This is a genomic window from Streptomyces sp. NPDC001373 (genome assembly GCF_042895815.1).
Lineage (GTDB): Bacteria > Actinomycetota > Actinomycetes > Streptomycetales > Streptomycetaceae > Streptomyces.
This window is the reverse complement of the sequence record NZ_JBIAWQ010000003.1, coordinates 135965-161342: the sequence shown is the minus strand read 5'-3', so window position 1 is coordinate 161342 and position 25378 is coordinate 135965. Positions and strand designations below refer to the sequence as shown.

Annotated in this window: 25 protein-coding genes; 8 read left to right on the top strand and 17 right to left on the bottom strand. The window is 73.9% G+C overall.

All coding sequences use genetic code 11. The features are described from left to right. Nucleotides 1-166: 166 nt before the first annotated feature. The 3 genes from ACFY15_RS08935 to ACFY15_RS08925 form a co-directional block, all read right to left on the bottom strand. Nucleotides 167-691 carry a hypothetical protein gene (locus tag ACFY15_RS08935; protein WP_390825261.1) on the bottom strand — a complete coding sequence of 175 codons (525 nt, stop codon included), beginning with the start codon at nucleotides 689-691 and terminating at the stop codon, nucleotides 167-169. Nucleotides 692-989: 298 nt separating this feature from the next. Continuing rightward, nucleotides 990-2693, bottom strand: coding sequence for a SulP family inorganic anion transporter (locus ACFY15_RS08930; protein WP_390687099.1), 1704 nt, complete (start codon nucleotides 2691-2693; stop codon nucleotides 990-992). Nucleotides 2694-2786: 93 nt separating this feature from the next. Beyond that, nucleotides 2787-3107, bottom strand: coding sequence for an SHOCT domain-containing protein (locus ACFY15_RS08925; protein WP_390687098.1), 321 nt, complete (start codon nucleotides 3105-3107; stop codon nucleotides 2787-2789). Between the two features lie 255 nt (nucleotides 3108-3362). On the opposite strand from ACFY15_RS08925, the gene ACFY15_RS08920 reads away from it, so the two are divergent. The 5 genes from ACFY15_RS08920 (at nucleotide 3363) to ACFY15_RS08900 (ending at nucleotide 8543) form a co-directional block, all read left to right on the top strand. After that, nucleotides 3363-4010: a CBS domain-containing protein gene (locus ACFY15_RS08920; RefSeq protein ID WP_390825260.1), complete on the top strand. Its 648-nt coding sequence runs from the start codon at nucleotides 3363-3365 to the stop codon at nucleotides 4008-4010. Between the two features lie 84 nt (nucleotides 4011-4094). After that, nucleotides 4095-4808 (top strand): response regulator, encoded by a 714-nt coding sequence (locus ACFY15_RS08915; protein ID WP_390687096.1) that lies wholly within the window; start codon nucleotides 4095-4097, stop codon nucleotides 4806-4808. A gap of 161 nt (nucleotides 4809-4969) precedes the next feature. Further along, entirely contained in the window at nucleotides 4970-5638 is a 669-nt protein-coding gene (locus tag ACFY15_RS08910) for a CBS domain-containing protein (RefSeq protein ID WP_390687095.1), read from the top strand. Nucleotides 5639-5678: 40 nt separating this feature from the next. Next, nucleotides 5679-6674 (top strand): Acg family FMN-binding oxidoreductase, encoded by a 996-nt coding sequence (locus ACFY15_RS08905; RefSeq protein ID WP_390687094.1) that lies wholly within the window; start codon nucleotides 5679-5681, stop codon nucleotides 6672-6674. A gap of 186 nt (nucleotides 6675-6860) precedes the next feature. After that, nucleotides 6861-8543: a GAF domain-containing protein gene (locus ACFY15_RS08900; protein WP_390687093.1), complete on the top strand. Its 1683-nt coding sequence runs from the start codon at nucleotides 6861-6863 to the stop codon at nucleotides 8541-8543. Nucleotides 8544-8574: 31 nt separating this feature from the next. On the opposite strand, the gene ACFY15_RS08895 is transcribed toward ACFY15_RS08900, so the two are convergent. Together ACFY15_RS08895 and ACFY15_RS08890 are read right to left on the bottom strand one after the other, a co-directional pair. Beyond that, entirely contained in the window at nucleotides 8575-9063 is a 489-nt protein-coding gene (locus ACFY15_RS08895; RefSeq protein ID WP_390687092.1) for a pyridoxamine 5'-phosphate oxidase family protein, read from the bottom strand. A 34-nt stretch (nucleotides 9064-9097) separates the two neighbouring features. Beyond that, nucleotides 9098-9424, bottom strand: coding sequence for an STAS domain-containing protein (locus ACFY15_RS08890; RefSeq protein WP_390687091.1), 327 nt, complete (start codon nucleotides 9422-9424; stop codon nucleotides 9098-9100). A 250-nt stretch (nucleotides 9425-9674) separates the two neighbouring features. On the opposite strand from ACFY15_RS08890, the gene ACFY15_RS08885 reads away from it, so the two are divergent. Together ACFY15_RS08885 and ACFY15_RS08880 are read left to right on the top strand one after the other, a co-directional pair. After that, a complete protein-coding gene (locus tag ACFY15_RS08885) occupies nucleotides 9675-10382 on the top strand; it encodes a response regulator (protein WP_390687090.1) in 708 nt (235 codons plus the stop codon). Nucleotides 10383-10584: 202 nt separating this feature from the next. Further along, the gene (locus tag ACFY15_RS08880; RefSeq protein ID WP_390687089.1) at nucleotides 10585-12957 is read left to right on the top strand and encodes a phosphoketolase; all 2373 of its coding nucleotides are present in this window, start codon (nucleotides 10585-10587) and stop codon (nucleotides 12955-12957) included. Here the strand turns inward: ACFY15_RS08880 and ACFY15_RS08875 are convergent. The 12 genes from ACFY15_RS08875 to ACFY15_RS08820 all read right to left on the bottom strand — a co-directional run bounded on the left by ACFY15_RS08875 (nucleotide 12951) and on the right by ACFY15_RS08820 (nucleotide 23849). Next, nucleotides 12951-13538 (bottom strand): TetR/AcrR family transcriptional regulator, encoded by a 588-nt coding sequence (locus ACFY15_RS08875; RefSeq protein WP_390687088.1) that lies wholly within the window; start codon nucleotides 13536-13538, stop codon nucleotides 12951-12953. The two genes, ACFY15_RS08880 and ACFY15_RS08875, sit on opposite strands and share 7 nt — an antisense overlap. A gap of 189 nt (nucleotides 13539-13727) precedes the next feature. Further along, the gene (locus ACFY15_RS08870; protein ID WP_390687087.1) at nucleotides 13728-14759 is read right to left on the bottom strand and encodes a CorA family divalent cation transporter; all 1032 of its coding nucleotides are present in this window, start codon (nucleotides 14757-14759) and stop codon (nucleotides 13728-13730) included. A 79-nt stretch (nucleotides 14760-14838) separates the two neighbouring features. Further along, nucleotides 14839-15114 carry an isoamylase early set domain-containing protein gene (locus ACFY15_RS08865; protein WP_390687086.1) on the bottom strand — a complete coding sequence of 92 codons (276 nt, stop codon included), beginning with the start codon at nucleotides 15112-15114 and terminating at the stop codon, nucleotides 14839-14841. Nucleotides 15115-15247: 133 nt separating this feature from the next. Next, complete coding sequence (locus ACFY15_RS08860) at nucleotides 15248-16084, bottom strand: class II glutamine amidotransferase (protein ID WP_390687085.1); 837 nt, start codon at nucleotides 16082-16084, stop codon at nucleotides 15248-15250. A 318-nt stretch (nucleotides 16085-16402) separates the two neighbouring features. Further along, complete coding sequence (locus tag ACFY15_RS08855) at nucleotides 16403-16681, bottom strand: SHOCT domain-containing protein (RefSeq protein WP_390825259.1); 279 nt, start codon at nucleotides 16679-16681, stop codon at nucleotides 16403-16405. A 76-nt stretch (nucleotides 16682-16757) separates the two neighbouring features. After that, nucleotides 16758-17180, bottom strand: a complete 423-nt coding sequence (locus ACFY15_RS08850; protein WP_390687317.1) for a DUF6325 family protein — start codon at nucleotides 17178-17180, stop codon at nucleotides 16758-16760. A 130-nt stretch (nucleotides 17181-17310) separates the two neighbouring features. Further along, complete coding sequence (locus ACFY15_RS08845) at nucleotides 17311-18009, bottom strand: hypothetical protein (protein WP_390687083.1); 699 nt, start codon at nucleotides 18007-18009, stop codon at nucleotides 17311-17313. Continuing rightward, nucleotides 17997-18917, bottom strand: coding sequence for an aldose 1-epimerase family protein (locus ACFY15_RS08840; RefSeq protein ID WP_390687082.1), 921 nt, complete (start codon nucleotides 18915-18917; stop codon nucleotides 17997-17999). Before ACFY15_RS08840 ends, ACFY15_RS08845 begins: the two co-directional genes overlap by 13 nt. 340 nt (nucleotides 18918-19257) lie before the next feature. After that, the gene (locus ACFY15_RS08835; protein WP_390687081.1) at nucleotides 19258-20298 is read right to left on the bottom strand and encodes a cytochrome d ubiquinol oxidase subunit II; all 1041 of its coding nucleotides are present in this window, start codon (nucleotides 20296-20298) and stop codon (nucleotides 19258-19260) included. Beyond that, nucleotides 20298-21788 carry a cytochrome ubiquinol oxidase subunit I gene (locus ACFY15_RS08830; protein ID WP_390825258.1) on the bottom strand — a complete coding sequence of 497 codons (1491 nt, stop codon included), beginning with the start codon at nucleotides 21786-21788 and terminating at the stop codon, nucleotides 20298-20300. Before ACFY15_RS08830 ends, ACFY15_RS08835 begins: the two co-directional genes overlap by 1 nt. 158 nt (nucleotides 21789-21946) lie before the next feature. After that, nucleotides 21947-22786 (bottom strand): SDR family oxidoreductase, encoded by an 840-nt coding sequence (locus ACFY15_RS08825; RefSeq protein ID WP_390687079.1) that lies wholly within the window; start codon nucleotides 22784-22786, stop codon nucleotides 21947-21949. A 340-nt stretch (nucleotides 22787-23126) separates the two neighbouring features. After that, nucleotides 23127-23849 carry a hypothetical protein gene (locus ACFY15_RS08820; RefSeq protein WP_390825257.1) on the bottom strand — a complete coding sequence of 241 codons (723 nt, stop codon included), beginning with the start codon at nucleotides 23847-23849 and terminating at the stop codon, nucleotides 23127-23129. 281 nt (nucleotides 23850-24130) lie between these two features. Between ACFY15_RS08820 and ACFY15_RS08815 the strand changes: the two genes are divergently transcribed. After that, nucleotides 24131-25174 (top strand): YbhN family protein, encoded by a 1044-nt coding sequence (locus tag ACFY15_RS08815; protein ID WP_390825256.1) that lies wholly within the window; start codon nucleotides 24131-24133, stop codon nucleotides 25172-25174. Nucleotides 25175-25378: the final 204 nt, after the last annotated feature.

Here is a 25378-nt window from a genome sequence, read left to right as displayed (position 1 = left end):
CGGCACCCGGCGGGCGAAACGATTCGCCACCCAAGGGCGCCGGTCCGGAGCGGGGCGGGGTGCTGCCGGACCGTCTCGGTCCGGCAGCACCCCGCCCTGGTGGTCCAGACCAACAGTCGGGAGGCCGGTGGGCGATTTCAGGCCACCCCGACCGGAACGCGGGCCGTCAGGCGCAGAGGACGCGCGTCTCGGGCGTGTAGACCGGGCCGCCACTGGTGTTCGTGCTGTCGCTGAACTCGGCGTAGTAGTACGAGTAGAAGCCGATGTTGCCGTTGCAGCCGGAGTCGGCGGCCACCTGGAGGGTCAGCGTCACCGTGCGGCTCTGGCCGGGAGGTATGGTCGCGCCGTAGTTGGTGCCGAGGTCGGACGGGCCGACGCCGGAGCAGGCGGCGGCGCCGGTCGGGGTGGCCACGCTACAGCCGGTGAAGCTGTACTTGAGGTCGGCGCGCTGGGTGGTGAGCCAGGTCGGGGAGATGGCCTGGTAGACGAACCAGACGTCGTAGGTCTTGTTGTTGGTGAGCGTCATCGAGAGGTTGACCGTCCCGCCGGGGGTGACGGTCGCGGCGTTCGTGGTGAACGTCAGAGCGGCCGGGGCGGGGTCGGCCTGGGCCGCGGGAGCGAGGCCGAACAGGGCCAGGACGAGGGCGAGGATCGCGGCGAGGCCGAGGCGGCCCTTCAGAGGTGATCGCATGGCCCGGGAGGCTAGGGCGGCGCCTCGCGCGCCGTCTGCCCCCTGGAGCGGCGTGGGGGCGCACAAAGGCCGGAAGTGTGCGCCCCGTGAAGAGCTTCTGGAGAACCTGTGACGATGATCACGCAGCGTATAGCGGCAGTCCACGGTGGGTACCCGTGCGGCCAAACCCGGCCCCGGCTGCCGGAAGGCGTCCCCGGGGTGCGAATGGCGCGTACGTGACCCTGGCATGTTCCGGAGTTCCTGCCGCCACTTCCCGGACGCCTCCGTCCGGCCGCTTTCGTGACGGGTCGGGGAGGGGTCAGGGGTCGTCCTGGTAACCCTCGGCCCGCCGCCATGCACGGTAGGCGGCGACCGCCGTGGGGAGGGTGGGGTAGATGCGGTCGGGGCCCACCGCCGCCGTGAGGCCGTAGGCGTCGAGGGGGTCGCGGAGGTCCTGCTTCACCCGGGCCAGCGCGAACACGACGTCCCGCCGGGCGAGTTCGGAGCGCAGGGCCTCGACCGCGTCGAGGGCCGTGATGTCGACCTCGACGTTCGCCTCGGTGTTCAGGACGAACCAGTGGACCGGGGTGCTCTGGACGTCGACGGCGGCCAGGGCGCGGCGGTGGAAGTCCTCGGCGTTGGCGAAGAACAGCGGGGAGTCGTAGCGGTAGACGACCAGGCCGGGGATGGTGCGGGCGGTCGGGTAGTCGTCGACGTCGTGCATGCCCGCCAGACCGGGCACGATGCCCTCGACGGCGTCGTGCGGGCGGGCCACCCTGGCGAGGAGGTCGGTGACGGAGAGGGCCACCGCGACCAGGACGCCGTAGAGGATCCCCAGGGCGAGGACGCCGACGGTGCAGCCGAGGGCCAGCAGGAGTTCGCGCCGGCGGAAGGCCGCGAGGCGGCGGAACTGGCCCACCTCCACCAGGCGGACGGCGGCGTAGACGACGATCGCGCCGAGAGCGGCGTCGGGGGTGTGGGCCAGCAGGGGGCCGAGCAGGAACAGCACGGCCGCCACGCAGGCGGCGCCGACGAGGGAGTACACCTGGGTGCGGGCGCCGGCGGATTCGGCGAGGGCGGTGCGGCTGGCGCTGCTGCTGACGGGGAACCCGTGCAGGAGGCCGGCCCCGAGGTTGGCCGCACCGAGCGCCAGGAGCTCCCGGTTGACCTCCAGGGGGTAGGGGTCGTCGTGGCGGACGAAGGCCCGGGCGGTCAGGATGACGTCGGTGTAGCCGACCATGAGGACGCCCAGGGCGGGCAGGAGCAGGTCCGGGAGGTCGCCCGGCCGAGGCAGCGCGAGGCCCGGCAGGCCGGTCGGGACGGGGCCGATGACGGCGACGCCGTGTTCCTCGTCGAGGGCGAGGACCGCGACCGCCGCCGTGGCGAGGACGAGGACGAGGAGCGGGCCGGGTACGGCGCGCCACACCCGGGGCAGGGTGAACAGCAGAAGCAGGCAGCCGGCCCCCAGCCAGAGCGTGCTCGGGTGGACGTCGCCGAGGTCGCGGACGAAGGAGAGGAGCTGGGGGAAGAAGCCCGAGCCGCCGCCCTCGGTGCCGGTCAGCCGGGGCAGCTGGTCCACGATCATGATGAACGCGACTCCCGCCAGGTAGCCGACGAGAACGGGCCGGGACAGCAGGTCGGCGAGGAAGCCGAGCCGGGCGGCCCAGGCGACCAGGCACAGCAGGCCGACGGCGAGGGCCAGGGCCGCGGCGAGCGCCGCGTACCGGGCGGGGTCTCCGGCCGCCACCGGGCCCACGGCCACGGCGGTCATCAGCGCGGTGGTCGACTCGGGACCGACGGACAGCAGGCGGGAGGAGCCGCTGAGGGCGTAGAGGACCATGGCTGGCAGGACGGCCCACAGGCCGGCGACCGGCGGCAGGCCGGCCACGCCCGCGTAGGCCATGACCTGCGGGACGAGGTAGGCGGCGACGGTGATCCCGGCCAGGAGATCGCCGCCCAGCCAGGCCCGGCGGTAGCCGCGGACGGCGTGCGGGACGGCGGCGGTCCGTCCGTGGGTCGGCATGGGGCCTCCGGGGCTCGCGGCGGGCGGCGGATCGGTGCCGCACCATCGTGCCGCGCGCCCGGCCCAGCGGGCGCGAAGCGCACGGGCCGGCGGCTACGCGCCCCAGGGCGGGGTGCCGCGCGGACCGCTGCCCGCCTCAGGGGGCGCGGGTCCCGCCGCGTGGCCGCGCAGGACGGCGAGCCGCCGCCCGTACTCCTCGTCGTCGATCTCGCCCCTGGCGTAGCGCTCGGCGAGGAGCGTCTCGGCGCCCCTGGCGGGGTCGGGGCCCCGGGCGGGGTCGGGGCCCTCGGTGGGTGCCGACCGTCCGGGGGCGTCCCCCCTGGAGGTGCGGACCACCAGGACGACGGCGGCGACGATCAGGCCCCAGAACACCAGGGTGGTGAGGGACATCGCGAACCAGCTCCAGGGTCCCATGTGACCGTTCCAGTACATCGTGCACCTGCCTGGTCGACGGGACGGGCGGCCGCGGCCCGGCCGTCCGCCGCCAGCGTCCCCCCGGGCGGGCGGGACCGGGGAGGGGCCGGTCGGGTCCCGGACGGGGCCACAGGGCCCCTGTCCGCAGCGCACCGGTGCGCGAAGACTGGAGGCGGACCCGAACCCGGTGGCCGTCCGCGCGCACTCCGCCGGACCCTCCGGGCTGCGCTCGTCCCCGTCGCCGAGGAGCCGGTCATGCCCGCATCCCGCTACACCGTCAGTGACGTCATGACGCGCACCGCCGTCGCCATCGGCCGTGAGGCGTCCTACAAGGAGATCGTCGAGCTGATGCACGAGTGGAAGGTCAGCGCTCTCCCCGTCCTGGAGGGCGAGGGGCGGGTCGTCGGCGTGGTCTCCGAGGCGGACCTCCTGCCGAAGGAGGAGTTCCGGAGCGTGGAGCCCGCGCTGCCCGAGCAGCTGGAGGAGGCGTCCAAGGCGGGCGCCGTCCTGGCCGAGGAGCTGATGTCGAGCCCCGCGATCACCGTCCACCCCGGCGCACCGGTCGCCGAGGCCGCCCGGATCATGGCCCGCAAGGGCGTCAAGCGCCTGCCGGTCGTGAACCAGGTCGGCATGCTGGAGGGCGTCGTCAGCCGCGGTGACCTGCTGAAGGTGTTCCTACGCCCCGACGGGGAGCTCGCCGAGGAGATCCACCAGGAGGTGCTCGCCGGTCTGGCCCCGGGCACGGGCCTGGACTTCACCGTGGAGGAGGGCGTCGTGACCCTGCGCGGTCCGCTGCGGGACCGCGCGCTGGTGCCCCTGCTCGCACGGGCGGTCCGGGCGGTCGAGGGCGTGGTGGACGTCCGGATGGAACTCGACGGCCCGGCCGGCACGGCGGCCGCGTAGACGGCCCGGTCCCGGAGTGCGGAGCGCGGCTTCCTGAGACAATGCGGGTGGAAGAACCCGGCGGGCACCGAACCAGGGGCGACCATGTCCGACGCTGCGCAGCCCTCCCCCGAGGCACCGGTCACGGTGTTCCTCCTCGACGACCACGAGGTGGTCCGGCGCGGACTGCGGGACCTCCTGGACGCCGAACCGGACATCACCGTGGTGGGCGAGGCCGGCACGGCCGAGCAGGCCCTGGCCCGCGGGCCGGCGCTGCGCCCCGACGTCGCCGTGCTCGACGTGCGGCTGCCGGACGGCGACGGCATCGGCGTCTGCCGGGAGCTGCGCTCGCGCATGCCGGACCTCGCCTGCCTGATGCTCACCTCGTTCGACGACGAGGACGCCCTGCTGGACGCGATCATGGCGGGGGCCGCGGGGTACGTGCTGAAGCAGATCAAGGGCTCCGACCTGGTCTCCGCCGTCCGTACGGTCGCCACCGGCCAGTCCATGCTGGACCCGGCCACGACCGCCCGCCTGATGCACTCGCTGCGCGACCCGGAGGCGGTCAGGGAGCCGCACGACGCCCGTCTGGCGGCGCTGACGGAGCGGGAGCGGGCCGTCCTGGAACTCATCGGCGACGGTCTGACCAACCGGCAGATCGCCAAACGGCTCTACCTGTCCGAGAAGACCGTCAAGAACCACATCTCGCGGCTCCTCGGCAAGCTCGGGGTGGAACGCCGCGTCCAGGCGGCCGTCATCGCCGCCCAGGTCCACGAGGACACCCAGCCGCCTCCCGACGGTCCCGCCGGCCGCCGGTGACGACGGTGCCGTGCGGGCCCGGACCGGTGGGCCCCTCCGGTCCCCGGACGGGGCCGTTCGGCCCTCGATCCGCACGCCGCACCGGCGGAAGGTGAGGTGCAGACCCATCCGACATCAGCCGCCGTCCCGGCAGAGCACCGCCCGGCGGAGCGGGAGGCACCGTGAACCAGATCAAAGTGGCCGACCTGATGTCCGACGAGGTCGTCTCCGCCGCCCCGGGCACCGCCGTCAAGGACATCGTGAAACTGCTCGCCCAGTACGACATCAGCGGGATCCCCGTACTGGACGACGAGGACCGCGTCATGGGCGTCATCTCGCAGACGGACGTCCTGGCCCGCGCCGCACCGCTCTCCGCCGGAGCCCCCGGACACGACGAGGACGGGGAGCAGCCGCCCACGGCGGCCTCCATCATGTCCTCCCCCGCCGTCACCGTCCGCGCCGAGGAGACGGCGGCCGACGCCGCCCGGCTGATGACGCGGCGCGGCATCGAACGGCTGCCCGTGGTCGACGTGGAGGACCGGCTCGTCGGCATCGTCACCCGCCGGGACCTGCTGCGGATGTTCCTGCGGCCCGACACCGAGATCCGCCGGCGGGTCCAGGAGATCCTGGAGGACGTGCTGGACGTGCCGGCCGGGGACGTCCAGGTGCACGTGGTGGACGGGATCGTCACCCTGGAGGGCCGCCTGCCCGACCGGAGCGGGCTCCCGGTCCTGCTCAGCCTCGTCGAACGGATGGACGGGGTGGTGGCCGTGGCCCCGCGCCTCACCGCCGGCTCCGACGACGCGCAGGGCAGCGGAAACGGCCGCTCCCGCCAGGCGATGCCGTGGTGACGCGCCGGGACGCCCCCGCCCCACAGACAGGACCAGTGCCATGACCACAGCCCACGTCGACGCCGCGACGGCCGCCCTGCTCGTCGGCGACGCCGTCACCGCCCCCTCCATGCACAACGCCCAGCCCTGGCGGTTCGTCCTGCGCCCGGACAGCGGCGCCCTCTCCCTGTACGGCGATCCGCGGCGGGCCATGACGCGGACCGACCCCGATCACCGCGCGCTCCACCTCGGCTGTGCCGCGGCCCTGTTCAACCTGCGCGTGTCCGCGGCCCGGCACCGGCTCGGCACCCGTGTGGACCTGCTGCCCGACCCCTCCGACCCCTGGCTGCTGGCCACGGTCGCCTTCGACGGGACGTACGCCGACGACGAGGGCCGGGACCTGGCCGCGCTGCACGGCGCGCTGCGGCTCCGGCACACCAGCCGGTACCCGTTCAGCGACGAGCCCGTGCCGTCCGCGATCCTGGACGGGCTCCGGGCGGCTGCCCGGCTCGAAGGCTGCCGGCTGGCCGTCCCCGACGTGTGGCACGCCGACACCGTGCTCTCCCTCGTACGCGATGCGGAGCACCGCGAGGAGCTGGATCCGTCGGTCCGGGCGGAGACGGCCTCCTGGACGGGCGCCGCGCCCGACGAGGCCGCCGTGCGCCACGACGGCGTTCCCGCCGCGGCCTTCGGCCCGCGCGCCTCCGGCGGCCCGGCACCCGTCCGCGACTTCGGCCGTGCCTCCCCGGTGCCCGACCGCGGCTGGGCGGTGTTCGAGAAGCGGCCGCAGCTCGCCCTGCTGAGCACGCCCGGCGACGCCCCCGCCGACTGGCTGCGCGCCGGCCAGGCACTGGAACGCGTCCTCCTCCAGGCCACCACCGACGGCCTGGCCACCTCGATGACCTCCCAGCCCCTCGAATGGCCGGAGCTGCGCTGGACGGTCCGCGACCCGCTCGCCGCCACGGGCCACATCCAGATGGTCCTGCGCCTCGGCTACGGCCCCGCGGGGGCCGACACCCCGCGCCGGCCGGTGGCGGAGGTCCTGGAGACCGGGTGAGGCGCCCCCGCGTCCCCGCCGCGCGGACGGACGGCGGGCCGGCGCGACGCCGTGCGGCAGCGCCCGCAACAGGCCCGCCGCGCCCGCGCGAGTCGATACGCTGACCGTAGTCATGCCGGAACAACGGGTGGGCAATCGGAGGTCGGACGCGTGGGTGTGGGGGATCCGTTGACTCGGGTACCGCGAATGCGGCTGGACGAGCTGCTGGACGAGCTCCAGGTGCGCATCGACGAGGTGCGCGGCACCCGCGACCGGGTGCACAGCCTGCTGGAGGCCGTCGTGTCGGTCGGACGGCAGCTGGACCTCTCCCAGGTGCTGCGCCGGATCGTGGAGGCGGCGGCGCTGCTGGTGGATGCCGAGTACGGGGCCCTGGGCGTGATCGGCCCCGACGGCCGCACGCTGGCGCAGTTCCTGACGGTGGGGCTGACCGACGAGGAGATCGCCGCGATCGGCCCGCTGCCGGCCGGCCACGGCCTGCTCGGCGAGGTCATCCACCATCCGGAGCCGCTGCGCCTCACCGACCTCGGGGCGCACTCCTCCTCGTACGGGTTCCCGGCCCACCACCCGCCGATGCGCACCTTCCTCGGCGTGCCGATCCGCGTCCGTGACGAGGTGTTCGGGAACCTTTACCTGACCGACAAGCGGGGCGGGGTCGACTTCGACACCGAGGACGAGACCGTGATCTCCACCCTCTCGGTGGCCGCCGGGGTCGCGATCGACAACGCCCGGCTCTACGAGGGGGCCCAGCGCCAGCAGCTGTGGCTCCGGGCGAACGCGGAGATCACCGAGAGCCTGCTGTCCGGCAGTTCGCGCCCGGCGGTGCTGGAACTCATCGCCCGGCGCGCCCAGGAGATCACGGCGGCGCGGCTGGCGCACGTCGCCGTGCCGGTCGCCGGGGTCGACGGCCTGGTCGTGGAGTTCGCGGCCGGCGCCGACGGGGCCGCGTGCCAGGGGCTGGTCGTCCCCTTCGAGGGCACGCTCTCCGGGGCCGCGCACCGCGCGGGCAAGCCGGTGACGGCGATGCAGGTCTCGGGGGACGGTCTCTATCCGGCCGAGGCCCGGGGGCGGGAGGCGCTGGGGCCCGCCGTGGCGGTCCCGCTGGGCACCGCGGGCGGGGAGAGCCGGGGCGTCCTGCTGCTGTCGCGGCCTACGGGGGACCCGGCGTTCGGCGAGGGCGAGCTGGAGCCGCTCGTCGCCTTCGCGGGGCAGGCGGCCCTCGCCCTGGAACTGGCGGAACGGCGCCGGGACGCCGAGCAGATAGCCCTGCTCGAGGAACGTGACCGGATCGCCCGTGACCTCCACGACCTGGCCATCCAGCGGCTCTTCGCCACCGGTATGACCCTGCAGAGCGCAGCCCGGCTCGTGGAGCACGAGGGGGCCGCCGAGCGGGTCGGCCGTGCGGTCGACGACCTGGACGAGACCATCAAGATCATCCGGTCCACGATCTTCGGGCTGCGCACCAAGGACCGCGAGGGCGGCCCCGGGCTGCGGGCGCGCGCCGCCCGTGCCGTCGGCGACGCGGCCGTCGCCCTCGGCCATCCGCCGCGCCTGAGCATGGAGGGGCTCCTCGACACCGACGTCCCCGCGCCGATCGCCGACCACGTGGTGGCGGCGCTGGGCGAGCTCCTGAGCAACGCGGCCCGCCACGCACGGGCGACCCGGGTCGGGGTGACCCTCAGGGCCGGCCTGGGCGAGATCGTGCTGACCGTCTCCGACAACGGCACGGGCATTCCGTCCCAGGGGCGCAGGAGCGGTCTGCGCAACCTGGACGAGCGGGCCCGGGGCGTGGGCGGGACCTTCACCATCGAGACCCCCGAGGAGGGGGGCAGCCGGCTGGTGTGGCGGGCGCCGCTGCCCGGCGGCGTCTGAGGGCAGGGCCCGCGGCCGGACGGGGCCGGGGTCAGACGTGCAGCGCCCGGCCGGCCGACGGCGCGGCCTCCAGCCGGAAGCCGGTGACCAGGTCCGGGCGGATGCGCAGGGTGCCTGCCATGGGCCGTCCCACCCAGGGGCACAGCAGCTCCGCGTACCGGTCGGCGCCCTCGGCCTCGGTCACCGGACGCACGTAGCCGGTGACGACGACGCTCCAGCCCAGGTGGGTCTCGGGGTCGATGGCGTCCGCCTCGTACGCCACCACCACGCCGGGGGCGTCGGCGGGGGCCGCCAGGGAGGCCAGCGCGCCGCCTCCGTGGATCCGGATGATGATGTCCTCGCCGTCGACGAGGTGGTTCACCGGCCGTACGGCCGGCAACGCGTGCCGGGTGAAGACGATCCGGCCCAGCGACACCGTGGCGAGGAGCTCCAGGGCCTCGGCCCTGTCCAGTTCCCGCATGTGCCGAACGGCCGTCGCGGGCGCCCGGCGGGCGGGCCGGCGCAGGGCTTCCTGGTCCATGGTGCGCACCTCCATCCGGCGCGGGCGCCGGTGGTCACGAGACGACGAGCTTCAGGTCGCGGTCGGCTCCGAGCACCCGTATGGACCTGGCGACCAGGGGCGGCACGTCGCACAGCAGGAGCCGGGTCCCCGCCACACGGCAGCGGCAGTCCAGGCTGAGGAAGAGGTCGATGCCGGCGCTGTCGCAGAAGGAGAGGTCGCCGAGGTCCAGGACCAGGTCGGGGTGGTGGGATTCCGCGAGGGCGCACAGGCGCGGCTGCACCAGCCCGGCCGTGTGGAAGTCGAGCTCGCCGGCCAGTGCGACCCGCAGGCCGCGGTCGTCGTGGGCCACCGTCCTCAGGTCGATCAAGGCGGTCGTCATGGCATCCTCCGCGCTGCGTGCGACCCTTGCGGACCGCGCCCTTCCCGTCTTCCACCAGTCCAGCCGGTGCCGCGCGCGCTCCGGAAGGCCCGGCAGGCCCCCGGACAGGGCCGAAGGTCCCTTCCTCCGGGGGCCGGTCGGTACCGCACCGCCGTGATCAGGGCCGATCGGCCCTGGCCGATCGGCCCACCGGCCGGGCAGGATGCCGGTGTTCGCGTGTGCGGGCGGACCCAGGCGAAGGAGTTGTGTGATGACCGGCGGCAGTGCCCCCTCCCCCGTTACGGAGCCCATCGGCGTCTTCCTCCTCGACGATCACGAGGTGGTGCGCCGGGGGGTGCACGACCTGCTGGACGCCGAACCCGACCTGACCGTGGTGGGCGAGGCGGGCACGGCCGAACAGGCCCTGGCGCGCATCCCCGCCCTGCGGCCCCGGGTCGCGATCCTGGACGTGCGCCTCCAGGACGGCGACGGGGTGAGCGTGTGCCGTGAACTGCGCTCGCGGATGCCCGACCTGGCCTGCCTGATGCTGACCTCGTTCGACGACGAGGAGGCGCTGCTGGACGCCGTGATGGCGGGTGCCTCGGGCTACGTCCTGAAGCAGATCACCGGGACGGACCTGGTCACCGCCGTGCGGACGGTGGCCTCCGGCCAGTCGATGCTCGACCCCGGCGCGACCGCACGGCTGATGGCGCGCATGCGCGGCGAGGTGCCCGAGGAGGAGCGGGTGCCGGGGCTGCCCGGTTTCACGGACCGGGACAAGGAGATCCTCCTGATGGTCAGCGAGGGGCTCACCAACCGGGAGATCGGCAAGCGGCTGTACCTCGCGGAGAAGACCGTGAAGAACATCATCTCGCGGCTGTTCGTCAAGCTCGGGGTGGAGCGGCGCGTGCAGGCCGCCGTGATCGCCAGCCACGCCCTGACCCCGCCCGGCCGGCACCCGGCGCCGGCCGCGGAGTAGGGCGGCCCGTGGGGGCGGCGCCGGCCGGGGGAGGACCGGGCGCCGCCGGATTCATCCTGTCGGGGCCGGGCAGGCGGGCGAAAGGGCCGACGGTCCCTCCCGGAGGGCCGGTCCTCCCGCTGCGGACCGGGCGCCGCCCGGTGCAAGGTGGGGGCATCGGCCCAGTCGACGGACTCCCGGACCCTCACCCGCAGGAGCGGACATGACCGCGTTGACCGCGCACTCGATCTCGGAGCTGGACGCCCACTGGCGCGCCGCCAACTACCTGGCCGCGGGCCAGATCTACCTCCTGGACAACCCCCTGCTGACCGAACCGCTCAGGCCGGAGCACATCAAGCCGCGGCTGCTCGGCCACTGGGGCACCTCACCCGGCCTCAACCTGGTCTACACCCACCTCAACCGGGTGATCAGGGAGCGTTCCCTGGAGGCACTGTGCGTCTGGGGTCCCGGCCACGGCGGCCCCGCCGTCCTGGCCAACTCCTGGCTGGAGGGGACCTACAGCGAGACCTACCCGGACGTGTCCCGCGACGCCGGCGGCATGGCCCGGCTGTTCCGGCAGTTCTCCTTCCCCGGCGGAGTGCCCAGCCACGTGGCGCCGGAGACGCCCGGCTCCATCCACGAGGGCGGGGAGCTGGGGTACTCCCTCGCCCACGCCTACGGGGCCGCCTTCGACCGGCCCGGCCTGCTGGTCACCTGCGTCATCGGCGACGGCGAGGCGGAGACCGGCCCGCTGGCCGCGTCCTGGCACGCGAACAAGTTCCTCGACCCGGTCCACGACGGGGCCGTCCTGCCCGTCCTGCACCTCAACGGGTACAAGATCGCCAACCCGACGGTGCTGTCCCGGATCCCCGAGTCCGAGCTCGACGCGCTGCTGCGCGGCTACGGCCACGAGCCGCTGTACGTGACGGGCAGTGACCCCGCCCTGGTCCACCGGTCCATGGCCCGCGCGATGGACCAGGCGCTGGACCGCATCGCGGTCATCCAGCGGGAGGCGCGGGCGGCGGGCACCACCGACCGCGGCCGGGAGTACCCGCGCTGGCCGGTGGTCGTGCTGCGCACGCCGAAGGGCTGGACGGGGCCGGCGGCCGTCGACGGCGATCCGGTCGAGGGCACGTGGCGCTCCCACCAGGTACCGCTCGCCGGGGTGCGCGAGAACCCCGCGCACCTGAGGCAGTTGGAGGACTGGCTGCGCTCGTACCGGCCCGAGGAGCTCTTCGACTCCGCGGGCCGTCCGAAGCCGCAGGTCGTGGCCTGTGTCCCGGAGGGCGGCCGCCGCCTGGGCGCGGTGCCCTGCGCGAACGGGGGCCGGCTGCTGCGCCCGCTCCCGCTGCCCGCGCCCGACGCGCACGCCGTCCCGGTCGACAAGCCGGGCCGCACCCTGCACGAGCCGACGCGGGTGCTCGGGCGCTACCTCACGCAGGTCATGCGGGACACGGACGGGCGCAGGGACTTCCGGGTCGTCGGGCCCGACGAGACCGCCTCGAACCGGCTGGACGACCTGTACGCGGCCACCGGCAAGGCCTGGCAGGGCTCCATCGAGCCGGTGGACCGCAACCTGGCCCGGGACGGCAGGGTGATGGAGATCCTGTCGGAGCACGTCTGCCAGGGCTGGCTGGAGGGATACCTGCTCACCGGCCGCCACGGCCTGTTCTCCACGTACGAGGCCTTCGCCCACATCGTCGACTCGATGGTCGGGCAGCACGTCAAATGGCTCAAGACCGCGCGCGAACTGTCCTGGCGGGCGCCCATCGCCTCCCTCAACTACCTGCTCACCTCGCACGTCTGGCGCCAGGACAACAACGGCTTCTCGCACCAGGACCCCGGGTTCGTCGACCACGTCCTCAACAAGAGCCCCGAGGTCGTACGGGTCTACCTGCCGCCGGACGCCAACACCCTCCTGGCCGTGGCCGACCACGCGCTGCGCAGCCGCGACCGGGTGAACGTGATCGTCGCCGGCAAGCAGCCGTGCTTCGACTGGCTCCCCCCCGACGAGGCCCGCACGCACGTGGCGCGCGGCGCCGGCATCTGGGCGTGGGCAGGGACCGACGACGGCTCCCGCGCACCGGACGTGGTGCTGGCCTGCGCCGGCGACGTGCCGACCATGGAAGTACTGGCCGCCGCGGCCCTACTGCGCGAGCACCTCCCCTCGTTGGCCGTCCGCGTCGTCAACGTGGTCGACATCGCCCGGCTCATGCCCCACGAGGAGCACCCGCACGGCATGACGGACACCGAGTACGACGCCCTCTTCACCACCGACCGGCCGGTGGTCTTCGCCTACCACGGGTATCCCTGGCTCATCCACCGGCTCGCCTACCGCCGCAGGGGCCACTCGCAGCTGCACGTCCGCGGGTACAAGGAGTCCGGGACGACCACGACCCCGTTCGACATGGTGGTCCGCAACGGCATGGACCGCTACCGGCTGGTCATGGACGTGATCGACCGCGTCCCCGGCCTCGCCGACCGCGCCGAACACCTGCGCCAGGCCATGGCCGACCAGCACATCCGCCACCACGGCTGGATCCGCGAACACGGCACGGACCTTCCGGAGGTCGCCGACTGGTCCTGGCCCTACTGAGCCGCTCCGCCCGCGGCCGGCCAGGTGCGCAGCAGGGTGTCGAGGGCGTCGACGATGCGCTCCCAGCTCGCCTGGCTGTCCGGGGCGCTGTGGCTGAAGCCGCCGGTCCCCTCCAGGCTGACGTAGCCGTGGAAGACGCTGCCGAGCATGCGGACGGCGTGGGTCTCCTCCGGTTCGGCCAGGTCGTAGCCGCGCAGGATGGCACGGGTCATCCGGGCGTGCCGTACGCCGGCGCTCGCCAGGGCGGTCGCGGTGTCCAGCGGGAACCGGGTCGCGGCGTAGCGGCCGGGGTGCTGTCGGGCGTAGTCCCTCAGGGCGTCGGCGTACGCCCTGAGGGCGTCCTTGCCGGAGCGTCCGGCCAGGGCGTCGGCGGCCCGGTCGGCGAGCTCCTCCAGGCAGGTCAGCGCGATGCGGGTCTTCAGGTCCTGGGAGTTGCGCAGGTGGGAGTACAGGCTCGCGACCTTGACGTCGAACCTCCGGGCGAGTTCCGAGAGCGTGACCCGTTCGAAGCCGATCTCGTCCGCCAGCTCCGCCCCGGCCTGTACCAGCCGGTCCGCCGTGAGCCCCGCACGCCGTGCCATGGCGCCTCCTCCTCGAAGTCCGCCTACAACGCATCGGGACTCCCTAAAGCATATAGGCGGGCCCGGGCAGCCGGACGGCCCCGCCGGCCGCGGCCCCGGAAGACCCCCACGACGGCCCAGCCCCGGCGCTCCCCCGCCGAGCGCGCCCGAGCGGGGCCGGCCCCTGGCCGGACAGGCCCTAGTCCAGCCCTAATCCTCCTCGCGCAGCCTGCTCCAGGCCCGGGTGCGGTGCAGCACGTAGAGGCAGCCGGCGAGAACCAGCAACTGGAGGCCGACGGCGAGCAGCCAGAACTCGTCGCGGCTCTCCATGCTGTCCGTCAGGAACGTGAAGTTCATGCCGAAGAACCCGGTCAGGAACGACAGCGGCAGGAAGACCACCGACACGATGGTCAGCCGGTTGATCACGCCGTTCTGTTCGCCGGCGCTGAGCGAGGCGTGGCTGGCGAACGCCCGGCGGGTGGCCTCCTTGAGGGACTCGATGTCCGCGAGCACCAGTCGCCCTCTGGTCTGGAACTCCTGGGCGAGCCGTCGCCGCTCCTGAGGGAAGGCGGGACTCAGCATCCGCCGGGTGAGGACCTCGTCCGTCACGTCCAGGAAGGGCCGCAGGAAGTGGTGCAGCTGCGCGGAGCGCCGGCGGAGCCGCGCCAGCCGGTAGAGCTGTTCGGGCCGGCGCTCCTCGAACATGGCGTCCTCGATCGCCTCGGCCTCCAGCAGGGCCTGCACGGCGGCCCGGCGGAAGGTCCCCAGCGCCTCGCCGAGCAGGAAGAAGAGCACGGCCACGGTGTCGTCCGCCTCCTGCCGCGACAGCCTCTCGGCGAAGTCCAGTGCCTGTTCGCCCCGGCCCCGGTGCACCGTGATCAGGAAGCGCTCCGTCACCAGCACGTGGACGTGGGTGATCTGCTCCCCGCGGACCAGCGGTACGACGAGGCCGGCACGGTCGCCCAGGTACTCGGCGCGCGGCTGCTCCCCCGCCCGGCCGAACCAGTCCAGTCCCTCGAAGTCCAGGCCCAGCCGGTCGGCGACCGATTCCTCTCCCGCCGGTTCCTCAGCCGGCACCACCTCCGGCTCCACCTCCGCCGGCTCCGCCCCCTCCGGCAGCTCCTCCTCCGGAAGCTCCACGTCGACGAGCAGGAAACGCTCCGAGGCCAGCCGGGCCCGCACCTGAGCCACGTCGGGGCGGGTGACGCGCATCTCCGGCATCGACACCACCGTCAGCTCCATCGCAGCCGCACTCTCCCCCGGTCCGCGCGCGGCCCCGCCCTCCGGCGGCCGCGGCCCTCCCGGGTCCGTCCGCTCGCGGTCAGGTGTGGAGCCGGCCGTTGGCGCCGTCGTGGCCGTCGGCCTGCTCGTCGTCGAACCAGTAGTCGCCGGCCGCCAGGTAGCGGAAGGAGTGGCTGCGGCGGGCGGGCAGGGCCACCGTCGCGGCACGGGTGCCGTCACCACGGGGGGTGAGGGGGTGTGCGGAGGGGTCCCACTGGTTGAAGTCCCCCACCACGCTGACCGGCCCGTCGGGGGCGCCCTCCGGGAGGACGAAGGTGACCTGCGTACGGTCCTCGAGCTGTTGGCGTTCCAGCACGGACGACTCCCGACGGTGAGCTGGCAGAGGCCATGCACCGTCGCACGGCCCGCCCCTCCCCGGCGCCGCACACGCCGGGGACGGCCCCGCCGTCACCCGCCCGGCCGCCGGAGACGGGACGGCCGGCGCAGCATCAGGCGGCCGGGACGAACGGGTGGAGCGTGTCGTCGCCGCGGCGCACCACGCCGTAGCTGTGCTCGGGCACCTCGTTCCAGGCCCCGGGGAGGTCCCCCAGGGGCTCCGAGACCACGAGCCGGGTCTCGTCGGACAGCTCCCGGAGGAAGGACATGTCCGGGTGCAGTGCGCGCAGGGATTCCACCCGGGTGCTGTAGTAGAGCGACCGGGCGTCGCCCCCGCTGGCGTAGCGGAACGCCCACAGCGCCTCGCCGTCCGTGACGGCGACCGTCATCTGCATCGGGTTCTCGACCCCGTGCGCGCGGCCGGTGCGCTCCACGAGGCCCACCATCCGGGCCACCGCCCCGGGGGGGTCCTCCTCCAGCCCCAGGGTCAGGGCCAGGTAGAACATCACCTCGGAGTCCGTGGTCCCCTCCATCCCCGGGAAGAGGGAGGGTTCGACCGCCAGGCAGAGCTCCCTGCGCATCTCGTGGAAGCCGGTGATGGAGCCGTTGTGCATCCACAGCCAGCGGCCATACCGGAAGGGGTGGCAGTTCGTCTGCTGGACGGCCGTCCCCGTCGAGGCCCTGATGTGGGCGAAGAAGAGCGGGGACGTGACGTGCTGGGCGATCTCCCGCAGGTTCCGGTTGTTCCAGGCGGGGCCGACGTCCCGCATCACCGCGGGGGTGTCGATGCCGGACTCCCGCGTGTACCAGCCGATTCCGAAGCCGTCGCCGTTGGTCGTCTCGACGCCCAGCCGCGCGTGCAGGCTCTGGTCGATCAGCGAGTGCGCGGGTCTGTACAGGATGGTGTCGAGGAGTACGGGGGTTCCCGAATAGGCCAGCCACCTGCACATGGTCGATCACCTCTCCGCGGGGACGGGTCGGGGGGGGGACGGGTCGTGCTCCCAGCATGGCCCCGCAGCCGGACGCGGCCCCCACCCCCCCGGGGGGGGGGGGGGGGGCGGGGGGGCCCCCGCCGGCCCCCGGGCCCCCCGGGGGGGGGGCGGGCGGGCCCCCCCCCCCGCCCCCCCGCGCCCCCCCCCCCCCCCGCGGCGGGGGGGGGGGGGGGGGGGGGGGCGGGGGCCCCCCCCCCCGCGGCCCCCCGCCCCCGCCCCCCCCCCCCCGGGGGGGGGGGCCCCCCCCGCGTCCGGGTCGCCGGCGCGCTGCCGCGGTCAGCCGAGGATCCTGCGCTTCTGCTCCTCGAACTCGGCCTCCGTGAGCACGCCCTGCGCCTTGAGATCGCCGAGCTGCTTCAGCTCGTCCAGCATGTTCGACCGGTCGGAGACGGGCGCCGCGGCCGGTGGCGGGGGCGAAGACGCCGGGGCGGGCTCGGGCTCCGGCTGCTGGGCGGCCCACCGGCCGGCCTGCCGGCGGGACACACGGTTCGAGACCGCGGTCGCGGTTCCCGCGACCACGGCGGTGCGGGCTACGCCGCGGAGTAGTCCTGGCATGGCGGTCCTTCGATGTCTCTCCCGCCCGCCGGGGTACGGCGGCGGGGTGTCGGCTGTCGGTGGGTGTCCGGTGCGGTCAGGAGTCGGCCTCGGTCGCCTCCAGCGAGGCGAGGATCGCCTGGACGGGGATGCGTCCGGACGCGACCAGCTGGCCCCCGCCGCGGCGCAGCGCGGCGGCGAGCGGCGCCGCCCAGACGTTCTCGTAGACCAGCAGTCCGGCGGAGCTGCCGGGCTCGATGGCGTGGGCGGCCTCATCCAGGTCGTCCTGACCCAGGAGGCCCGACGACGCGCCCTCGAAGACGGCGAGGTCGAGCTCCCCGTCGGCGTCGAGGTCCGCGATCTCCAGCGCGGCCACCGAGCCGTCCTGCTCCTTCCTGATGAAAACCAGATCGAGGATGCGGATGAGGCCGCGGTCCACCAGGTCGACGAGCAGGGGGAAGCCCTCACCGGTCATCCGGCTGCCGGGGAACTCCACCACGAGGTAGTCGATGGGGCCCATCTCCTCAATCGGCTCTCGCGTCTCGGCATCTTCACTCACGGCGTCACCTACGGGTGTTGGCGGGTACCCCCCTCAGGGCCATTGCACCACCGGACGCCCGCGGTCGCGACCGGCCGTCGGCGGCCGTTCCTCAGACGAGGACGTTGACGGCCCGGGCGATGACGAGACCCAGGATGCCCAGGGAGATGACGGACTGGAGGGTCATGACGATCTTGGCCCAGGGGGCGAGCGGCATGACGTCGGTGGGGCTCAGCGCGGTCGAGTTGGTGAACCCGAGGTAGAAGTAGTCCACATAGCGGGGCCGCCAGTCCCGGGCGTTCAGTTCGGGGCTGAGCTGCTGGGGGAAGGCGAGTGCGGGAGTGGGGGGCATCCCGTGGGCCCGGACGGCCGGACCGCCGCTGTCGAGCTCGAAGTACAGCAGGGAGAAGGCGAGGACGGTGGTGGTCCAGACGCTGCCGCCGGCCAGCAGGAGGGAGGTGGCGGAACTGGTCTCGTTCCCGCCGTGGATCAGATCGTCGATCAGCTGCACGGTGGACCAGAGGGAGCCGCACGCCAGTACCGTGACCAGGGCGATCGACACCGCACGCAGGGTGTCCGAGCGGCGGCTGATCCGGACGGGGTCGCCGGAGACCAGCGTCACCAGGAGCAGTCCCTCGGCGACGGGGAGCGCCCAGCGGGGCCCCAGGCGCAGGTCGTCGGGGAGGAGCAGGGTCAGTACGGCGGAGGCGAGGACGGCCACGGCCATCGGCCAGCGGGGCTCGCCGTACTTGCCGGCTTCCGGCTCCGGCCCGTGCGGACGGCCCGGCCGCGCGGGCCTCACCGCCCCCACGGCGTGATCCCCCAGCGGACGGTGTGGTGCGCGCCCGGGGCGAGGGCGACGAGGCCCGTGCCGCTGCGGAAGGCGTCCGGCGGGCAGGTCATGGGCTCGACGGCGACGGCGCGGCGCCGCTCCCCGGGCGGCAGGGTGTCGCCGGTGTAGAGCTGCACCCAGTCGGCGCCCGGCCCCAGCCAGACGTCCGTGCCGAGGGCGCCCGACGGATGGGCCAGGCGGACGACGGCCCGCCCGTCCGCGTCCCGTTCCAGATCGCCGAAGGGGGTGTCCAGCCGGAGCGTCCCGAGCGGGCGCGGCGCCCGTAGGTCGTACTCCGTCCCGGCGACCGGCTCGGCGGCCACGGGCAGCCCCCGCCCGTCCGTGACCAGCCGCGTCCGTGCGGGCAGGGTCAGCACCGCCTCGTCGACGGAGGCGGTGCCCGCCATGACGTAGGGGTGCTGGCCGAAGCCGTAGGGCGCGGTGTCCGGGCCGAGGTTGCGGGCCGTGACGGCGACCTCGAGGCCGTGACCGTCCAGGGCGTACTCGACCCCCACACGGAGGTGGAAGGGGTAGCCCGGCTGCGGCCGGAGCTCCACGTCGAGCACGGCCCGGTCGGCGCTCTCCTCCGCCACCCGCCAGGGGACCCAGCGGAGCAGTCCGTGGATGGCGTTGCCCGCGGCGGGCTCGGTGAGCGGCAGCTGGAGCTCCCGCCCCTCCCAGGCGTAGCGTCCGTCCCGGATCCGGTTGGGCCACGGCACGAGGATCTGGCCGCGCCCCCCGGTGACCGGGTCCTGTGCGGCGAACCCGTCGATCACGGCGCGTCCGCCGGCGGTGTACGAGCGGAGCGCTGCGCCCAGCTCGACGACGACGGCCTCGTGCGCGCCGTGTCGGAGGGTCAGCTGGCGTCCGGTGCGGCTGTCCTGCACGCGTGGCCTCCTCGGTCCGCCCGGCGGCGGTCCGAAGCGCGGGCGTGGTCGTGGCCTGCGGTGACGGCCCCGGTCAGGAGGATGCGGCCACGCGCCGGGCCGGTCAAGCGCGACACGGCGCCCGGGGGCCGGCCGGGTGCGGTGCGCAACCTGCGGGGCGGTGTCCCCCGCCGCACCGGGCCCGGTCGGCACGGCGTGGCGGGAGGGACCCGGGTGAGCGATGGCGGGTCTGCGGGCACACTTGCCGAGCATCGGCGCGGTGAACCCGTCGCTGCCCGCCATCGCCAACGCCCTGCGGGTCGGGGACCGCCTCATCGAGCGGATGGGCCGACGGGCCCGGCTACGCGTCGTCCCCGGCGGCTCGGGCCGCCTGGGTGTCGGTGTCGGTGAGGGGCTCGAGTTCGCCCAGGGTGTCCAGCCGGTAGAGCAGCACCAGCGCGGGACCGACCAGCACGATCGCGATGCCGGTGACGATGACCAGCCAGTGCAGGGTGGCCGGGGCGCCCGCGGCGTCGGTCACGGTCAGCGTGGTGGGCAGCACGTAGGGCCGCTGCGCGAAGCCCCAGGCGCCGACGGTGAGGGCCACGCTCGCGGCCGCCGTGTGGCGGGTCCAGGCGTGGGAGCGGCGCACCAGCAGGACCACCGTGGCCAGCCCGCAGACGGCGGCCAGGAGGACCAGCAGCAGTCCCGGGCCCCCGGTGAGGCCGTCCCAGACGTACCGGGCGTCGTCGTGGGTGACGGGCAGGGCGATGAGCGCGAGGACGACGACCGCCGCGAAGGCGAGCAGCGCCCGCAGGCGGAAGTAGCCGACGAGGTCGTCCGCGCCGAACCGGCGGGCGTCCGAGCAGAGGTACACCGCCCCGAGGAACGCGGCGGCCGCGACGGCCAGCAGGCCGGTGAGGACCGAGGTCGGATTGGCCCAGGCGTCCGCGGAGGCGAGCGTCCCGACCTCGACCCGTCCGGAGGCGATGCCGCCGAGCACCGCTCCGAGGAAGAAGGGCGTGAGGAGCGAGGAGACCGCGAACGCCGCGCCGTAGACGCGCCGTCGGGACATGCGGTGGGCCGGCTTGCGCAGGGCGAACCCGGCACCCCGCAGGACCAGCCCGACCGCCGCGAGCGCGAGCGGCAGCCACATCGCCTCGAAGACGGCCTGGAACATCGTCGGGAAGCCGGTCCACATGACGACGAGCACGAAGATCAGCCAGACGTTGTTGACCTCCCAGACCGGTGCCATCGCGTGGTCGATCAGCCGGCGGGGCCTCTTGCCGCGTTCCGGCCCGCCGGCCAGGAGGTCCCAGAAGCCCGCGCCGTAGTCGGTGCCCCCTCCGCAGGCGTAGGCCGCGATGACGGCGACCAGAACCCAGGCGATGAAGTCCGCCATCAGGGCGCACCCCCGGCGTCGCGGCCGGAGCCTCCGGCCGGCGGTGCCCCGCCGACCGCGGCCCCGGCGCCGGGCTCGTCTCTGGGCCCGTAGGGGGTGTCGGCCTCCGGGGGCGGGGCACCCCGCACGGCGTCCGGGTTCTCGTCGGCGGTGCGCCAGCGGGTGCGCATCGTGAGGACGACCGCGAGGAACGCGCCGAACACCAGCACGTACACGACGGCGACCAGGCCGAACATCGCCCACAGCGATCCGGCGCGGGTGGTGGTCACCGCCTCCGAGACCCTCATCTCGTTGTAGACGATCCAGGGCTGGCGGCCCACCTCGGTGGTGATCCAGCCGCACTCCACGGTGAGCAGGCAGGCCGCTCCCGCGACGGCGGCGCAGCGGAAGAACCAGCGGTTGCGGGGCAGCTCCCGGTGCCGCAGCCGGCTCCAGCCGTACCAGAGGGCGAGCAGGATCAGCAGGCTGCCGATGGTGACCATGGTGTCGAAGGCCCAGTGGGCGATGGTCGCCTGGACGGTGGTGGGCCGGTCGGACGCCGGGACCGAGGTCAGGCCCGTCACCCGGGTGCTCGGCTGGAAGCCGGCGAGGATGGAGTCCAGTTGGGGGATCCTGATCCCGCCGGAGATCTTCCCGTCGGTGTTCAGCCGTCCGTAGAGGTACTCCGGGACGTGCGTGTCGGTCTCCCAGACCAGTTCCGTGGCGGCGAACTTGACCGGCTGGTTGTGGAAGACGGCGCGGGCGGTGGCGTCGCCGATCACGAACTGGACCGGCGTCAGGATCGCGGCCACGGTGAACGGCAGTGTGAAGCCGAGCCGGTGGTACCGGTCGCGCCGCCCGCGCAGCCAGCCCATGGCGTACACCCCGGCGACCACGTACCCGGCGGTCATGAACATCGCGACCGCGAAGTGCCAGTACTCGGGACCGAACATCGGCGTGAAGATCGCCCGGCGCACCTCGACGTCGACGGGGTTGCCCTGGCTGTCGAGGCTGAATCCCCGCGGGGTGTTCATCCAGGCGTTGGCCGCGATGATCCCGAACGCCCCCATCAGGGCCGCCAGCGGCAGCGGCGCGCCCAGCCAGAAGTGGGTCCACGGCTTCAGGCGACGCCATCCGTACAGGTAGACGGCGATCAGCACGGCCTCCAGGAAGAAGGCCCAGGCCTCGACGCCGAACCCGAGCCCGAAGACGTCGCCCCAGCGCCCCAGCATGCCGGGCCACAGCAGACCGAGCTCGAAGGACAGCACCGTGCCCGTGACGACGCCGATGGCGAACTGCACGGCCATCACGGCGGACCAGCGCCGCGCCAGCTTCAGGGCGACGGGGTCCTCGCGGCGCAGCCCCCGGTAGTGCATCAACAGCGTGAGGAACGGCAGCGCCACCCCGAAGGGGACCAGCAGGATGTGCGAACCGAGGGTGAAGGCCATCAGCTCGCGGGCCGGAAGGAGTTGGGGCGGCGCTTCCGCCAGGTGGAACACCGTACTGGACATGTGTGCCTCGTTGGTCGTGCCCGCGGACGACGGGGCTGAGGGGGCCGTGACGCGGGCGGAGGGGCACCGTGGAGCCGTCCTCACCCGGTGGGCGCACCATCCGGCGGCCGGCGCGCGCGGCGTACGTCGCCCGGTCGCCCGGGGGCCGTACGGGCGGGTCAGCCTCCGGTGGCGAAGCCGGGGAAGAGCGTCATGCCCCCGTCGACGTAGAGCGTGGCGCCGACGACGTAGTCGAGGAGGTCGGAGGCCATCGCGACGACGGCGTTGGCGATGTCCTCCGGGTCGCCCACCCGGTGGTACGGGATCAGCCGCAGCAGATCGGCCTCGGCCTCGGGGGTGGACCAGGCGTCGCGGTTGATCGGCGTGCGGATCGCGCCGGGCGCGATCGCGTTGACCCGGATCCGCTGGGGGGCCAGCTCCTGCGCGAGGGTCTGCATCAGCATGCCGACACCACCCTTGGAGGAGGCGTAGTTGACGTGTCCCGCCCACGGGATGACCTGGTGGACCGAGCTCATGCAGATGATCTTCCCGGCCGACCGGGAGACCTCCTCCACCACGCCGCGCCGCACGAACTCCTTGGCGGCCTCGCGGGCGCAGAGGAACTGGCCGGTCAGGTTGACGTCGATGACCTTCTGCCACTGGGCAAGGGTCATCTCGGCCAGCGCCGCGTCCCGCTGCAGTCCGGCGTTGGCCACCATGATGTCGATGGTGCCGAGCTCCTGCACCATCCGGGCCACCATGGCGACCACCTGCTCCTCGTCGGACACGTCGGCCTGGTGGGCGTAGGCGCGGACCCCGAAGCCCTTGATCTGCGCCACGACCTCCTCGGCCTCGTCCGCGCCGACGACGTAGTTGACCACGACGTCCGCCCCGGCCCGGCCCAGGGCGACGGCGGTCGCCAGGCCGATGCCCGAGTTGGCACCGGTCACCAGCGCCTTCTGGCCGGCGAGCAACTGCGCGGATCCAGCACCGCGCCCGGTGTCGGCTGTCGTGGCCACGCTCTCTCCTCAGGCAGGTGGGACGGAGCGCCCGCCCCCAGGAGCAGCGCCCGGTCGGCGACGCGTCGGGAGGGGCCGGCCCCGGTCGAAGGAGCGGCCACCGGCCCGGCCACCGACGAAAGCACCCCGCACAGCGGCGGACCGCACCGGCACGCCACGCGCCCCCCTTTCGGCCGCACCGCTCGCACGGTCGGACCACACCCCGCCCCCACACCCTTCACGCGATCGGCGGCCCCACGACGACCGCACCCGGCTCACCACGACCGGGACCGAACCGGTCAGCGCACCCGGCCCCGCGCGGCCCGACGGATGCGCGGTACGACGGCTTCGACGCAGCCGCTCAGTCGGACCGCAACCGGCGAACGCGAGCGCCGAACACGCGCCACCGCCGTTCGTTGTCGCGCACGAGCGTTGCCGACTCCGCGAGGAGGTCAGCCGCTCGGTCGAGGATCTCGGACGCCGAGAAGAGGTAGGCGGGGGCGTTCCGCTCGGACTCGAGGTCGGCTCGCAGCGCCGCGGGAGAGAACGTGACCCGATCCAACAGGTCGAGGGACCGGCGCAGCAGCTGGGCGACCAGAGCCAGCAACCCCGCCGCCTGCCAGTCGTTGGCGACGATGCGGTGGCGCTCCCCCAGCAGATCGGCAAGCGCCGGGTAGTCAGCCAGGAGGCCGGCTGCCTCCCACGCCTGCTCCATCGCCGCCGCCAGCCAGATTCCGGTCTGCTCGCTGTCCTCCGCGGCTTCCCTGACGTCCCGCCTCAGCCGCTGGAGCTCGACGGGCTCGCCCTCCCCCTCCATGAAGAGGATCCCCGACTCGGCGACGAGCCCGGGGGCGTTCAGATCCTCCGCACCGGCGAACGGATTCCCTGCCGGCGCACCGGCGCCAGTCGTACTCCACCGGCCTGCCAGCGCCTTCAGCGCCCGGGAGCACGCCTGGAGGTCGCTCGCCTGCCGCAGCGGAGCCTGGGCGTAGAACTGCTCATGTTCTCCATGGAACCGGGCAAGGTTGGCGATCATCTGCAACAGCGGTTCGGGAGGGACGGATGGTGTCTGGTCCTCGGACATGCGAGAAGTGTCCGCCCGGAGCGGCGGCCACCCGGGTGCCAACACGCCACCTCGTCGCGGACCGGGAGACCGCTCAGGACGGACGGCGGGGCGGCCGCAGGCAGGCCGTACCGCCTCGGTGAGGTGGATACCCGAGTGGCTTCGCGGCCCACACCCGAACCGGCAGGGCTGCCCGTCACGGCGTGCCGGGGTCCCGGGGGCGCTCCCCGTGCGGTTTGATCGGCGGGAGATGTGCCGCTTCTGCACGCTGATCGCGGCGGCAGTGTCGAAGGTGACGGTCCATGCCACAGCCACGAGACCAGAGCGGCGGAATCCTTTCCGTACCCGGCCCGCGCTGGCTCTGGTCGCTGTGCTCCGGAATCCTCATAGTGGCCGCCGTCGTGTTCGCCCTCTCCCGACGGGACGAGATCGCAGAGGCCTACCGCCTGATCACTGCAGTCCGGCTGGCTCGACTGCCCCTCCCCGTAGCCTGTGAGGCACTGTCCGTCGTGTTCTTCGCCGCGGTTCCACGCTGGCTGCTGCGGGCGGGCGGCGTCCCTATGAGCCTGCGCAGGATGACGTGCACCACCGTCGCCGCCAATGCCCTGGCCGGCCTGCTGCCCGGCGGGGCGGCGGTCTCCGCCGCATGGCTGCTGCACACCCTGTCCCGCCGCGGTACCGGCCAGCTGCTCGCCGGCGTCGTCCTGGTCGCCTCGGGGGTGGCCTCGGCTGCGAGCCTGTTCCTGATGCTCGCCCTGGGTGTCCTCGTAGCGGGCCCGGACGGGCCCGCTACGGCGGTCCGTCCCCTCTTCCTCTACATGCTCGTGCCGGCCCTGGCCGCAGCCGTGGTGATCCTCGGCCTCTCACACGTCACCGGCGCACGTCGCTGTCTGCGGCGTCTCTGGGCACGCACGGGCGGACGTTCGGATCGGCTCCGGCGGGCGGGAGCCGATCTGAACGATCTCATCGGCCAGGCCCGCAGGGTTCAGCCCCGCCTCCTTCCCTGGCTGCAGCCGCTCGTGTTCGCCCTGCTCAACTGGACGTTCGACCTGGGGTGCTTGACGGCCTGCATCTGGTCCCTCGGCTTCGCCGTGCCGTGGCAGGGACTGCTCCTCGCGTACGCTCTCACACAGATCGCCAGCAGCCTCCGCCTGACACCGGGCAGCCTGGGCATCGCCGAGACGACGATGTCGGCACTGCTCGTCGCCTACGGCATGCCACCCGGACAGGCCATCGCCACGACGATCCTCTACCGCATCATCAGCTTCTGGATCCTCCAGCCCGTCGGCTGGACATGCTGGGTCGCCCTCACTCTCGAAGAAGCGCACACGCAGGAAGGACGGTGACGCCTGCTTGTGCCGTGTGTTCCCTCGCGGAACAGGGCGCTTGCCGCTTCCCGTACCGGGGCGTTCGCGTCGGCGCGCCGACCCTGCTCGTTCCCACTCCAGAACGCGCCTGCGGCACGATCCGTGCCCCGTCCGGCGCAGGCGGCCTCCGCACAGGCCGTTTGTCCCGCCGGAGGTACCGAACGGCTCTTCTCCGCGGGCAGG